Genomic DNA, 13,947 nt, shown 5'->3' with positions numbered 1-13,947 from the left:
ATCGGCACCTCGCCGCTGCACCGCGCCATTCCGAACCTCACGATGGACGAAATGGCCGACCGCATCCACGAAACGGTGACCCACGCGCGCAACCTGTGCGACAATGTGCAATGGTCGCCGATGGACGCCACGCGGACCGAGCTTGACTACCTGTACCGTGTCGTCGAAATCGCGATCAAGGCGGGGGCGACCACGATCAACATCCCCGATACCGTCGGCTATACCGCCCCCCGCGAAAGCGCCGATCTGATCCGCAAGCTCTTGGAAAATGTCCCCGGCGCGGACGAGATCGTCTTTGCCACGCATTGTCACAACGACCTTGGCATGGCGACCGCCAACAGCCTTGCCGCCGTCGAAGCGGGCGCGCGCCAGATCGAATGTACGATCAACGGCTTGGGCGAACGCGCGGGCAACACCGCGTTGGAAGAGGTCGTGATGGCGCTGAAAGTGCGCAATGACATCATGCCGTTCCAGACCAAGATCGACAGCACCAAGATCATGAACATCTCGCGCCGCGTTGCCGCTGTTTCGGGCTTCGCCGTGCAGTTCAACAAGGCCATCGTCGGCAAGAACGCCTTTGCGCATGAAAGCGGCATCCATCAGGACGGCATGCTGAAGAACGCCGAAACATTCGAGATCATGCGCCCCGAAGACGTGGGCCTGACCGAGACCAACATCGTGATGGGCAAACACTCGGGCCGTGCGGCGTTGCGCTCGAAGCTGGAAAACCTCGGCTATGAATTGGGGGATAACCAGCTCAAGGATGTGTTTGTCCGTTTCAAGGAACTGGCCGACCGCAAGAAAGAGATCTACGACGACGATCTCATCGCCCTGATGCGCACCGCCACCGACCCTGAAAGCGACCGCATTGTGCTGGGTAGCATGACCGTCGTCTGCGGCACCGAAGGCCCGCAGAAGGCAGAGATGTCGCTGACGGTGGATGGTGCGGAAACCTCTACCTCGCAAACCGGTGACGGGCCTGTGGATGCCGCGTTCAACTGCATCAAGGCACTGGTCGATCACAGCGCGCGCTTGCAATTGTATCAGGTGCACGCCGTGACCGAAGGCACCGACGCGCAGGCCACCGTTTCTGTCCGGCTTGAGGAAGACGGGCGCATCGTGACCGGTCAGTCGGCGGACACAGACACCGTGGTCGCATCGGTCCGCGCCTATATCCACGCGCTCAACCGTCTGTTGGTGCGCCGCGAGAAGGGCGGCACCGACAAGCGCGAGATCAGCTATAAAGACGTGGTGGGCTAACCCACCCGCTCTTCCCCCACGAACGCAAAAAGGCCCCCGAAGTCGGTGACGCATTCCGTCTGGTGGGAGCTTAAAACAAACAGACCTGTCGCGTGATGCGCGGCAGGTCTCTGTTTTAGTTCTATAAATCTCGTCTTCTAAAGCAGGAAAATGATATCGGAAATCCGAGAGATTCTTCTCGGAGTTACTACCGGCTCGCTTCGGCGAAGAAAAATTTAGAACTTTAGATATTTCTTCTTCTGATTCTGAAAATACGGCCAATATCCTTTGATCACAAGCTTGACCTTCGCAAGAGGCGAAGATTGCGGACAATCGTTCGCTTCGACTTCAATCCAAGCGGTTTTTCTGGTCTCTGGTTGAAAAACGACACGAGGCGGAACCGCGGATATGCGAGGTTCTGATGACAAACTTGGCGAAATTTAACTTCAAACTCTCTCAGCTCTATCCGGGCGCGGGGAAACATCTCATCAACACATGCGGAAATCCGGACTGTTCGAACTTCGGGCAGCCGCTGACTGGTCGTGCCGATCGCAAGTTCTTTTGGAAGCAGAAGCATCCGGACCTCAGCCCAGAGCAACTAAAGCTGATTGAGATGCATGGACCAGGTGCTTACAAGCTCGCAGGAGCTGACAAGAAGCATCGTCGCGTCTCTCGCGTGTTCGCTTACGAGAACAACCCGCATGGGTGGTCCGATCAACGCACGGTCCGGTGTCAAGGCCAAACCCACGACGGATACCTCTGCGACACAGGTTTCTCCATCCTTTCCCCGGATCATCTGAACGAGGAAATCGACAGGCTCCGTAACTTTAATGGGATCCTCGACGGGCCTTCTTGTGGAGCCTGCGGCAAGCGCTTCTTGGATGATCCGGACGAGTTCGCCCTCGATGGCGCTCACGAGCGATCGAAGGACCGCGAAGGAAAGCTACTTCGCAGAAAAAAGACGCCTTCGTCGCTCCGGGTGCTTCACAAGCCCTGCCGGGGACAGAAGGGTGCGCGTTTTTCCATCTCGCTGCCTCATGCAGGACAGAAGACAACTGCCGACAATCTTCGGATACTCGGAGCGGTGCTGAACAGCGCCGGGATCGTCGATATCCAGCGGATGATCGGAACTGCCACCACCGGCAAGAAAATCGGTATGTCCCGGATCTACGACCGCATAGAATGGCTCGAAGCGGTTTTTCTCGCTTATGAACGCGAGATGCTGCGACGATGGAAGGACAAGATCGAACGCAGCGGTGAAAACGTCGAACACCTTCTCAGCCATGATGACATGGTCCTTTCGGTGAACTGGGAAACTTCGACCGACAGGCGGAACACACAGCTCAACTGTGCGATCACTGCGGATGCCCGTAGTGGATATGTCTATCGGCTTGATGTCGACTTCGACCCTCGTGCCACGCCTCTCGACCTGTTTAATGCCACATACCTCGATGAGGCTGGCATGCCGAAGAACCTTGAACAACTCTATCCGAACAGCAAAGTTCAGTCGGCTCCGAAATTCTCATGGCAACGGCCAACTGGCCGGTATCATGAGTCGCAGTTCTTCGCTGCCTGTGTCAATGAAATTAAGGCATTCCAGAGCCGCGCAAAGCGCCGAATGCCGAAGAAAGACAAAAGTCAGCAGGCCGCACGATCCGCTCTTATTCAGCGGACAAAAGGAATGATCACCAACATCCGTATGATCTCCGAGGGGTGGTTCGGCTTCCCGATCGACGAATCCGAAGAACGGGGTTCGTTCAAAGGCATGACAACGAGGGACATCTACACAAAAGGAGCGCATTTCGCTCTCTTGAAGGAAATGCTCCCGCGAGGGTCGATCGTTTTGACCACCGAACAAGAAGCAACCTTACCTCCCCTCCTACCGCACATCTTCGACAAGGAAATCCGGGAGGACCGGTTCACTTGGCTGGCTATGAGTTTCAATAAGAAAGCAACGAAGCCGGAAAAGCTCGGCAAGGTGAAGGAATACCGAAAGGCCCGAAAGCAGTTCCACAACGACGGCATGTATGCCGGACGCTTCGACTTCGAAACTGATGCGCAAACAGTCAGTGAGGCATTTATCGCCGAGCACATGGAGACCGCCCTTCGTGGAAACGGTGCGCCGTTCCAGATCTCAAACTATCAGTCCGAAGTTTTTCCTTCGCTCTGGGTTCGGTCCTCGACCCAGGCGAGCGGAGAGATCGACAAGACCGTCGGTTTTCCCATCCTGCCGCGCAATCTGCGCAGGACAATGAAGAAGCTGGCGTTCGACCAAGAAGAGCTGAGCCAGGACCTGCGCGAAGAACTGGCACCGTGGGTCTACAAGGCGACGCTTCAGCCCGTCAGCTCCTTTATGAACTCTCTCCGCGAGAGAATGAGCGTCGCCGCCCGAGCTGGGAGTGGAGGTGCCCGGGTCGGTGGCTCATACATTCAGGGGGCGATCTTTAACCCTCGAACATTGATCGCACTCTTGAATATTTATCGTGTTCATTACAACTTCTTCGAGCCACGGCCCTACGCCTGCCCCTACGAAGCGATTGACGACCTGGTCGATCCGCCCAAGCTGACTTCGCGTGCGCTGCGGATACCGGGCACAGAAGAGTTCGTTGATCTCCCACCGCGGGCGCGGCGTCCTCGTCCCCGCATGACGCCGGCTATGCGCCATGGCATGGACGCCTTCACAAAGCGGAAGGATGGCACACAGGATCCTCCAGACATCTACCGGATGCTGTATCGCCCATGGCTATACATGGGAACAAAGCTTGGGGCGAGGTTCGAGCGATCAAGAAGAAATATCAAAACGAAGGCGATTACAAACCATGAGAAAGGTTGAAACAAATAGAGAAAACGGCAACGCTGCATCTGTAAGGAAAGCCTATAGCAGCTAACATTTTACGCTTCTCTCTAAAGTAATCCGTCTGACTGATCGGCCACGAGGCCAACTTCCGGATAGGATCAAACAAACCCATATATTTCGTATCTATAATCTCTTGCCAGGCATTTTATGACAACTATCACCAGTAGAGCACTCGCCCCGCCAAATAACTGGCAAGATTTTGAGGCACTTACTTTCGATCTCTTCAAGCGGGTCTGGAAAACCGATGATGCTCACATGCATGGCCGGTCCGGACAAAAGCAGAATGGAGTCGACGTTTATGGGACTGATCGGGTTCACAACAAATGGGTCGGTGTTCAATGCAAAGGGAAAAATGGCGACTACCATGCCGAAGTAACGAAGTCAGAGCTTCAGCAAGAAGTTGAGAAGGCCAAAAAATTTGAACCGCCACTGAACCGCTTCGTGCTCGTGACTACCGCTCCCAACGACCAAAAGATCCAGCAGGAAGCCCGCAGGCTAAATCAAGAGAACATTAAACGCGGTCTTTTTGAAGTCGACATAATGGGCTGGGAAGAGATCAAGCACCTCATACAGGACCACCCAGATGTTCTTGAGACTTACTATGATGGGTTGGCCCCCGGCTTGCCGAAAAAGTTCATCGACGCGTTTAATGACACCCGTGAGCACATAACGAATGAACTCGAACGACGGTTGCCTGCCACAAAGGGTGATGTGAGGGCGTCCTTTGCAGCCGCTGCCATGGACGCTGAATCCAACGACCACCTTGGACAGCGCATCACCGACATTGCAGGCATGCTGAACAAGAATCCCGAACACGTCCTTAATCTGCTCTCGACAGTTTGGGAAGCGGAGGCACCTTCCGCATCAGATCGAAATCGCTACCGTATTAAAGCGAATATGGCTTCCGCATACTGGATTTTGGGGAAGCGCTCGGATGCTGGCCGTCACTTTCGACAAGCTGGCGAGGAAATACCGGAAGAAGCTGACGGCTTGGCGGTGCTTGCAACTGCCGAAATGATCGAAGGAGACTACGTCGCCGCGGTAGATCTTTCCCGGCAAGCGCTCGATCTGAAACCAGATTGCGAACGCGCTGCGGGGGTCCTTCTCGAAAATGCCCCCAAAGATGCTTCGTGGGAAGATCTTCAGGCGAGTCTGTCTAAGGACCTCAAGCAGCGCGCAGAGGTGCTTGTAGCGCTCGCCGAGCGCGCTGCATTGCAAGGGGAAACCAAGGAATCAAATCAACTCTTGAAGTCAGCTATCAGGCGTGACCCTGAAAACTGGCTCGTGCTCGCTCGGGCAGGCCTGATAGAGTTTGGTAAAGTCGCTGACAAAGAAGAAATCCGTTTCCTCCGAATGCTTCGTGATCAGGATAGGAAGGTCGTCGAGGAGGCCTCGGATCTGTTTGGTCGATCCTGGGAAGCCATCAAGATCACTGGCTGGGCCCCTCAAGGAGACTGGGTAGCTGCTAACCGTGCATCCACGCTCTTACTGCTGTCAAACGAGACCGCCGCCGACCAAGTATTACAAGATGCCCTCTCAAAGTGCGGTTCTACGCCTGGCCTTCTCCATGTCAAGGCGATGCGCCACATGGATCGTGAAGAGTGGGCCGACGCTCTGTCGGATCTTTCAAGCATCCCTGAGGAGAACCTGGACGCCAATGACCGACTGATGCTGATCCAAGCTGAAGTTCGGGGCGGCGATCCGCACATAGGACTGGAGGCGGCCAAAACGCTTTACGAGAAAAGCGACGAGGATGATCTCCGTATTGCCGCAGCAACAGCGCGCCTAATAGCTGCTGCTGCGATTTCCGAAGTCACTGCAGATGAAGAAGCATCCTCGATCTTTGATGACTACTCAGGGTCACCGATCTTAATCGCTACCTATTTAGGCATCAGGCCGGACGCGCCAGAGAAAGATATTCTTAAAGACCGGCTGCTCACAAACCTTCCCCAAGATGCGGACACGTTTACAAAAGACCGAGTGGCACATGCTCTCTATGGCGTTGAAGAATACTCCTCGGCTGCCGACCTATTCCTTTCGTTATGCAATCCCGAGACGGACGATGTTCACCTCCGCTTGGCGCTCAGGTCACTTGGTCACTCCCGGCGCCTGAAAGACGCCCGAAAGCTCTACGGGAAGCTCGGGTCCGACGTGCTGAAAAATCCAGAAATCCGACGCCTCGGGATATGGATTTTCGAAGAATCCGGTCATCTCGATAAGGCTCGAGATCAGTTTGTGGAATACGCAAAACTTGCCCAACCAGATCTGAATGATCGTTTGATATGGTTAAACCTTTGCCTTCGAATTCCAGACATCGAAAGCGCTGCTGCTTACCTTAGGGAGGTTGATGTTGGTATTGAGGGCTCCCCTGACGCGCGAATGCGCTTGGCCCACTTTATGGACAGGGTGATCGAGGATCCTTTCAAAACCTTAGAAATGGGCTATCGCGCACTTCGAGATGGATATGAAGACGCGAAAATGCACGCAGGCTTCGTCATTGGTCTTTTCTTCATGGGGAGGGCCGGCCGTAGTGCGGACCTAACAAGAGATGTCGTCGGAGCAGATACTGCCGTAGTTCTTAGCGCAGATGGAAGAAATGATCTCGTCCGCGTCATCGAGACTGCTCCGAATCTGCAGGGCCGTTTCAATGAGATTGCTGTAGATGATCCATTCGCTAAACGCCTTCTCGGCAAACGGGTTGGTGACCAGATCGAAATCAAAAGCCTGATGGGCGGCCAAACATTAACGGTTAAAGAAATCGTTAGCAAATACGTCCACGCGCAAGCCCGATCTTTGAATGATTGCGAAGAAATGTTTCCAGAGAATAAGTTTCTGGGCGGGCTCAGGATACACGATGAGGATTTACTTGGTAGCATTCAGCCAATGTTAGACAACCTCCGTGAAAAGAGGGAGATGGGTGAACGCCTCGAAGATGCTTACCGAAAGGGCATTGCTCCCTTGTCAGTTCTTGCCCAGTTTGGAGGAGGGACGGTCTTCGATTTCTGGGACCATGCAAGACACCATCCCGATCTTAACGTTGTAGTTTCGGAGGGCAGTCATGTTGAGCGGCAGAGGGCATTGGCCGGTCTAAGTGGTAACGACGGGTGTGCAATCGTCGATCCGGCAACTCTATACGGGGTGGTTGGCCTGGGCCTGTCGGATACTGTTCTTCTGGCCTTGCCGAACTTAATGATTACTCGAAGCAGTGTGGACATGCTTCAATACGCGCTGACCGAGCGCCAGGATTCCTTGGGTGACCCTAATAAAGCAGGGGTGATGGTGGCCTTGGAAGAAGGTTATACCATGATCGAGCGAAGCCAAGCGCAGACAGACGCGCTCATAGATCACCTTTCTCGAACGGTCGATCTTGCAAGGCAGCTCGAAATCGTAATGCCAGAGGAAGGTTTCGCGCTGCCTGCTGAGGTAAATGAACTCTTTAGTAAGGTCGGACCGGCATTTACCGACACCATGATTGTTGCCAAGGAGCGGGATATTCCTGTCCTTACGGACGATCTCGCCCTACGCAGGGTGATCTGGGCCGAAGATATTCGATCCACGTGGACCCAGGTTGCGCTCCAGAAGGCACGGACAGCGGGAAGGATACAGGTCGGTGCGTATATCGATGCTACCCTTGCCTTCTTAGATGCAACCTACGGTTACACAACCGTTGACATCGCGGCTGTGCTACATGAATGGGGCGCTTCCCGCGCAGATCCGAACCCCCGCCTGGACAGGCTTATTGAACACGTTGCGTCGCCAAACAATGAAAGACACAGTGTCACCCGACTTCTTGCCGGACTATTTATGGAAGCTTGGGGAAAAGGTGAGCAAGAGGATTCTTGCAAGCGGTTGATCAAACAAGTGTTTCTGACATTGAAAACTCATCAAGGCGCCGAGAGCGCAAGAAGTATCATGCTTGAAGCTCTCGCCAAGGCTGTTGATCGGAATCAAAGAGCTGGACGCAGAAAATTTCTTCCGGCGCGCCTTAGGTCGTCAACGCATCTCACAGCCCCTGAGTATCTGACGCCGGATTCGGACAAAGCTACTAAACAGCAAATCGACGATACAATCGGTCGGCACATCCGGGAAGCCATCTTGAGCTAAAACTGCCTGTCGGAAACGGCTGTTCCTTAGCAGGAGGCTGTTGGCTGCTTAATCACGACAGATAAACGCATCTTCACTTGTTTGCTAAGGTATCCCAAGAAGCTTAGAGATAAGGCCGCATCCCTACGGGAAACGGCCTTATCTTCCTGGGGGTTCAACAGCTAACCGCCTCCCACCATGCGGAATGCGTCACGAAGTCGGGGGCCTTTTCTGTATCCGGTGTTCTGTCAGCGCAGATTAGAAATCTGTCAGACCCGCAAAAGTACCGGTCGCGCTTGAAAAGATGTTACCCAGCGAACGACGCTTGGAGGTACGGCGACCCAGTTCATAGTTCACGCCGAAAGTCAGCTGGTCCACGTCCTCGCCACTGTCAAAGTCCAGACGGCCCAAGGCCAGCTCTACGTTCGCACCGGGGGTGAATTCATATTGACCGCCGATGGTGATCGACCGCACGTCTTCGGGGCCCAGATCCAGGAACCCGACAGAGCCGATAGCAGAGAAGCCGTTGGCGAATTCATAGCCGCCTGCGACAGCGACAACGCTCAGATCATCCAGCTTCAGCAGGTCGGCCTGCACATTGTATTGCGCGACATCATAATCGGCATAGGCGGCGTAAAGCGTCTCGTCTTCGATGTGAACGAGATCCAGACCGACGGTGCCGGTGGGGGTAACATCCCAAGCGGCGAAGATGCTGAAGGTCATGTCGTCCAGATCGGAGGAATCACCGATCGCGGCACCAAAGGTATGCGCGCCGGATTGATAGGACCCGAACAGGCTGGTGACATCCGCGTCGAAGCCTTCGATGTCAAAACGCGAATAGTCGAGACCGATGTTAAAGCCGTTGGCCAGAGCGTATTCGACGCCCACTGTGCCCAGATCGATATCGACGCCCTCGATAGAGATGTTCGACAGCTCACCCGAGAAGATGAAGTTGTCGTAGCGGTATTCGATGCCGCCGCCAAAGGATTTCACGTCGATCGTGCCTGCGCCGTCAACGTCGAAGTCGTGGAATTTCGCGAAAGCCGTGCCATAGGTCAGTTCGGCAGCAGCGGCGGTTGCGGTCACGCTCAGAAGCGAGGCGACAAAAATATTACGGATCATGCTGGTTCCTTCGCACAATTTACGGTTGCTCGTTCCATGGCTCTTAGGCGCAGCGGAATCCGCCCGCAACACCCAAGCGAAACCGCCGTTACGATCCGTTTACTTGTGGTATTTTTGACCCGCCTGAACCGGTGCCCGCCGCCCCTTAGCGATAGGGATCCTTGGGGCTGCGATCCTCTGACAGCGACCGTTGCGAGCGTTCGACGATCATCACTGTGGCATCGGCCAGATGCTGGCGTTCGATATGGTGATCTCCGCGTGCGACGCGCAGCTTATGCGCCTCTAGCATCACTTCCGCGTGGGACGATCCGCGCGGCGGGATGAAGGTGTAGCAGGCCAGTTCGATCAGGAACCCCAGCGGATCCTTGAAGTAGATCGAATGCATGAACCCGCGATCCTTCACACCCGAATTGCCGATCCCCCGCTCCTTGAGCCGGTCGAGCACTTGATCAAACATGGCGCGGTCGACCTCGAACGCAAGATGGTGCACGCAGCCCGCGTCCATCGGCGTGCGACTGTAGACGGGTTTGCGGTTTTCATTGGTAAAGATGGTGATCAACCGGCCGTCGCCGGGATCGAAATACAGGTGCCCTTCGTCGGGATCGTCCAGATTTGGCTGGTCGAAGATGAACGGCATGCCCAGCAGACCCTCCCAAAAGTCGATACTGGTCTGACGGTCCGCGCCCATCAGCGTGATGTGATGCACACCAATAACTTGAATCTTCTGCATTTCTCTCTCCCCCTATTGTCCGGCTTGCCGCAAACCATAGCGCGGTGGCGGCATCATGCCACCACAAAGGTCAACCCCCCTTTCGTCTTTGACCTCATCGGCCTATAAGCCGTTTAGCCCGTGACTTGTCAGAGTCGACGGGCCAAAATGAATTTTTGCAAGGTCCTGCTGCCCATGTCCGTTTTTGATCAATTCCGTGGTTTGTTCTCGTCCGATATGGCCATCGACCTCGGGACCGCGAACACCTTGGTTTATGTCAAAGGCAAGGGCATCGTCCTGTCCGAACCTTCGGTTGTCGCCTATCACGTCAAGGACGGCGTCAAAAAGGTGCTGGCCGTGGGCGAAGACGCAAAGTTGATGCTGGGCCGGACCCCCGGCAGCATCGAAGCGATCCGCCCCATGCGCGAGGGCGTGATTGCCGACTTTGACACCGCCGAAGAGATGATCAAGCATTTCATCCGCAAGGTGCACAAACGGTCGACCTTCTCGAAGCCCAAGATCATCGTCTGCGTGCCGCATGGGGCGACGCCTGTTGAAAAACGCGCGATCCGTCAGTCGGTGCTATCTGCGGGCGCACGCCGCGCCGGCCTGATTGCCGAACCGATTGCCGCGGCCATCGGGGCGGGCATGCCGATCACCGATCCGACCGGGAACATGGTTGTCGATATAGGGGGTGGCACAACCGAGGTCGCGGTGCTGTCCTTGGGCGATATCGTCTATGCGCGCTCTGTCCGTGTGGGCGGCGACCGTATGGACGAGGCGATCATCAGCTACCTGCGTCGCCAGCAAAACTTGCTGATCGGTGAAACAACCGCCGAGCGGGTGAAAACCTCTATCGGGACCGCACGGATGCCCGACGACGGGCGCGGCACCTCGATGCAGATCCGCGGGCGCGACCTGCTGAATGGTGTCCCCAAAGAGATCGAAGTGACCCAGGCGCAGATCGCCGAAGCGCTGGCCGAGCCTGTGCAGCAGATCTGCGAGGCGGTGATGACCGCGCTGGAGACCACCCCGCCCGATCTGGCGGCTGACATCGTGGACCGTGGCGTCATGCTGACCGGTGGCGGTGCCTTGCTGGGCGATCTGGATCTGGCGCTGCGCGAACAGACCGGGCTGGCCATTTCCGTGGCGGATGAACCGTTGAACTGCGTGGCCTTGGGCACCGGCAAAGCGCTGGAGTATGAAAAGCAGCTGCGCCACGCCATCGACTACGACAGCTAATCAGCGCAGCTATAACAGCCCGTGATGCGGCAGGACGGCGCTGCCCTCGCGGTGGGAAACGTATAACGCATGGCCATCGACCGATCCTCTTCGAACGATTTTGGGCGCCCGCTGCGCCGCTTGCTGCTGGCCGTCATCGTGCTGGTGCTGGCGGGCATCTTTCTGCTGTGGCGGATCGACAGCCCCCGCGTCGAACGGTTTCGCGCGCAGATCACCGACCGGATCGTCCCCAATCTGGATTGGGCGATGACCCCTGTTACCGGCACGGTGAACCTGTTCCGCGATTTCCAAAGCTATCAACGTCTGACCGTGCAGAACCAGGAACTGCGGTCCGAGCTGCGCAAGATGCAGACCTGGAAAGAAGCGGCGCTGCAGCTTGAACAGGAAAACGCCCGTTTGCTGGACCTGAACAAGGTGCGGCTTGATCCGCGTTTAACCCATATTACCGGTGTGGTGCAGGCGGACTCCGGTTCGCCCTTCCGCCAATCTGTGCTGCTGAACGTCGGGGCCCGTGATGGCATTGTCGATGGCTGGGCCACGGTGGACGGCATCGGGCTGGTAGGGCGCATTTCCGGCGTGGGCGAAAACACCGCGCGCGTCATTCTGGTGACCGATACCTCTAGCCGCATACCGGCGGTGATCCAGCCGTCGGGACAGCGGGCGATTATTGCGGGCGACAACTCGGCCGCGCCACCGATTGACTTTCTCGAGAACCCCGACCTTGTGCGTCCCGGTGATCGGGTCAGCAGCTCTGGCGATGGCGGCGTGTTTCCTGCGGGTATCCTGATCGGTCAGGTCGCCGCCGACCCCGGCGGGCGGCTGCGCGTGCGTCTTGCGGCGGATTTCGAGCGGCTCGAATTCCTGCGCGTGCTGCGCCACCATGGCTCCGAAAAAGTGAACGAGGATGCGGCCGTGGTGCGGGATGACGCCACGGGCATGATCGCGCCCCTGCCCTTTGATCCTGCGACCGAATGATGGACGAACTGTCGCCCCTGCGATTGTGGCTGATGCGCGCGGCGTTTATGGCGCTGACGGTGGTGCTGCTGTTCTTCCATCTGCTGCCGCTTGATACCCAGCCGATCGCGCTGTTCGCGCCCGAGCTGTCGCCCCCACTGGCCACCATCGACCCCGCAGAGGCGCGTCTGAGGGCCCTGCTGGACCAGGGCAGCGACCGCATCTGGATCGCCCCCGACCTGCTGATCGCCTTTGCGCTGGCGTGGTCTGTGCGGCGGCCCGACTATGTCCCCGCCCTACTGCTTGCCGTCGCCTTCCTGCTGACGGACCTGTTGCTGCAACGCCCGCCCGGCCTTTGGGCGCTGCTGGCGTTGCTGGCATGCGAGAATATGAAAACCCGTGGTCGCACCCTGCGCGACAGCACCTTTGGTGCGGAATGGCTGGCGGTCTCCGTATGGCTGATCGCTATTTTGATGCTGAACCGGATCGTGCTATCGTTGCTGCTGGTCCCACCGCCACAATGGTCGCTGAGCCTGTTTGAACTGGCCGTCACGATCCTGACCTATCCGGCTGTGGTGTTTGTGACCCATGCGCTGATGGGCGTGCGCAAATCCGCCCCCGGCGATCTGGACAGTATGGGCAACCGCTCATGAGGAGACCAAGATGAGACGCAGCAGGGCCGATAGCGAAGCCAGCCACTCCAAGCTCAGCCGCCGCGCTGTTTTGCTGGGCAGCGCGCAGCTGCTGTTCATGGGCGGTCTGGCCGCGCGGATGAATTACCTGCAGGTCGATCAGGCTGACCAGTTCCGCCTGCTGGCCGAAGAGAACCGGATCAACATCCGGTTGATCCCGCCTGCACGAGGCGAAATCTTTGACCGCAACGGCGTGCGGTTGGCGCAAAACGTGCCGTCGTACCGGATCGTGATCGTGCGCGAGGATGCCGATGATGTGGATGCGGTGATGGACCGGCTGGGCAAGGTCATCGACCTTGATCCCGAAATGCGCGACCGCGCGATGGCCGAAATCAAACGCTCCGCCCCGTTCCTGCCGGTGACCGTCGCCGATGATGTCACATGGGACGAGGTAAGCCGCGTGTCGGTCAACGCCCCCGCCCTGCCCGGTGTCAGCCCCGAAGTCGGCCTGACCCGTGTCTATCCCCGTGGGTCGGACTTTGCGCATATCGTCGGCCGTGTGGGCCGCGTGAGCCAAGCCGATCTGGATGCGCTGGAAAATCCCGACGCCGTGCTGCGCATCCCCCGGTTCCAGATCGGCAAGATCAACGTCGAGGCGCGTCAGGAATCCCTGTTGCGCGGCTCTGCCGGCACCAAACAGGTCGAGGTCAACGCCACCGGCCGTGTGATGCGCGAACTGGCCCGCCGCGAAGGGCAATCGGGTGCGGATCTGCAGCTTACCATCGATTCCAAGCTGCAGAACTTTGTGCAGGCCCGGCTGGGAAGCGAAAGCGCCGCCGTCGTGATCATGGATTGCGAGAACGGCGATCTGGTCGCCAATGCCTCTTCGCCCAGCTACGACCCGAACCTGTTCATCGGGGGGATATCCTCGGCCGATTATAACCCGCTGCTGCAATCGGAATACCGCCCGCTGGTCAACAAGACCGTGCAGGGCACCTACCCGCCCGGATCGACCTACAAGATGGTCGTGGCCATGGCCGCCCTCGAAGAGGGTATCGTCGGCCCCGAAGAAACCGTCTATTGCCCCGGCCACCTAGAGGTCGGCGGTG

8 protein-coding genes and 1 pseudogene are annotated in these 13,947 nt (G+C 57.2%); 7 read left to right on the top strand and 2 right to left on the bottom strand.

The features are described 5' to 3' along the window. The 3 genes from B3849_RS09185 to B3849_RS09175 form a co-directional block, all read left to right on the top strand. Positions 1–1,260, top strand: a 1,260-nt coding sequence (locus B3849_RS09185; RefSeq protein ID WP_286780040.1) for a 2-isopropylmalate synthase, incomplete at its 5' end; no start/stop codon positions are given. A 400-nt stretch (positions 1,261–1,660) separates the two neighbouring features. Continuing rightward, positions 1,661–4,072: a hypothetical protein gene (locus B3849_RS09180; RefSeq protein ID WP_278424850.1), complete on the top strand. Its 2,412-nt coding sequence runs from the start codon at positions 1,661–1,663 to the stop codon at positions 4,070–4,072. Between the two features lie 171 nt (positions 4,073–4,243). Next, positions 4,244–8,200 (top strand): PIN domain-containing protein, encoded by a 3,957-nt coding sequence (locus B3849_RS09175; RefSeq protein WP_278424849.1) that lies wholly within the window; start codon positions 4,244–4,246, stop codon positions 8,198–8,200. 237 nt (positions 8,201–8,437) lie between these two features. Here the strand turns inward: B3849_RS09175 and B3849_RS09170 are convergent, their stop codons facing one another. Continuing rightward, positions 8,438–9,301 (bottom strand): porin, encoded by an 864-nt coding sequence (locus B3849_RS09170; protein WP_037943172.1) that lies wholly within the window; start codon positions 9,299–9,301, stop codon positions 8,438–8,440. 145 nt (positions 9,302–9,446) lie between these two features. After that, complete coding sequence (locus B3849_RS09165; RefSeq protein ID WP_005851333.1) at positions 9,447–10,031, bottom strand: VOC family protein; 585 nt, start codon at positions 10,029–10,031, stop codon at positions 9,447–9,449. A gap of 174 nt (positions 10,032–10,205) precedes the next feature. Here B3849_RS09165 and B3849_RS09160 point away from each other — a divergent pair, with 174 nt between their 5' ends. The 4 genes and pseudogenes from B3849_RS09160 to B3849_RS09145 form a co-directional block, all read left to right on the top strand. Then, the gene (locus B3849_RS09160; RefSeq protein ID WP_037944896.1) at positions 10,206–11,252 is read left to right on the top strand and encodes a rod shape-determining protein; all 1,047 of its coding nucleotides are present in this window, start codon (positions 10,206–10,208) and stop codon (positions 11,250–11,252) included. Positions 11,253–11,321: 69 nt separating this feature from the next. Next, on the top strand, positions 11,322–12,227 hold the full coding sequence (mreC, locus tag B3849_RS09155) for a rod shape-determining protein MreC (protein WP_009825979.1): 906 nt from the start codon (positions 11,322–11,324) through the stop codon (positions 12,225–12,227). Beyond that, positions 12,224–12,859 (top strand): rod shape-determining protein MreD, encoded by a 636-nt coding sequence (locus B3849_RS09150; protein WP_278424848.1) that lies wholly within the window; start codon positions 12,224–12,226, stop codon positions 12,857–12,859. Before mreC ends, B3849_RS09150 begins: the two co-directional genes overlap by 4 nt. Before the next feature lie 10 nt (positions 12,860–12,869). Continuing rightward, positions 12,870–13,947, top strand: a pseudogene (locus B3849_RS09145) (penicillin-binding transpeptidase domain-containing protein); the annotation flags it as partial.

The organism is Sulfitobacter sp. UBA4523 (assembly GCF_002388305.1).
GTDB classification, from domain to species: Bacteria; Pseudomonadota; Alphaproteobacteria; order Rhodobacterales; family Rhodobacteraceae; genus Sulfitobacter; species Sulfitobacter pontiacus.
This window is presented reverse-complemented; position numbering and strand designations above follow the sequence as displayed.

Coding starts and splice junctions, on each gene's coding strand:
- B3849_RS09180 (WP_278424850.1), top strand. CDS start 1,661: ATGACAAACTTGGCGAAATTTAACTTCAAACTCTCTCAGCTCTATCCG.
- B3849_RS09175 (WP_278424849.1), top strand. CDS start 4,244: ATGACAACTATCACCAGTAGAGCACTCGCCCCGCCAAATAACTGGCAA.
- B3849_RS09170 (WP_037943172.1), bottom strand. CDS start 9,301: ATGATCCGTAATATTTTTGTCGCCTCGCTTCTGAGCGTGACCGCAACC.
- B3849_RS09165 (WP_005851333.1), bottom strand. CDS start 10,031: ATGCAGAAGATTCAAGTTATTGGTGTGCATCACATCACGCTGATGGGC.
- B3849_RS09160 (WP_037944896.1), top strand. CDS start 10,206: ATGTCCGTTTTTGATCAATTCCGTGGTTTGTTCTCGTCCGATATGGCC.
- mreC (WP_009825979.1), top strand. CDS start 11,322: ATGGCCATCGACCGATCCTCTTCGAACGATTTTGGGCGCCCGCTGCGC.
- B3849_RS09150 (WP_278424848.1), top strand. CDS start 12,224: ATGATGGACGAACTGTCGCCCCTGCGATTGTGGCTGATGCGCGCGGCG.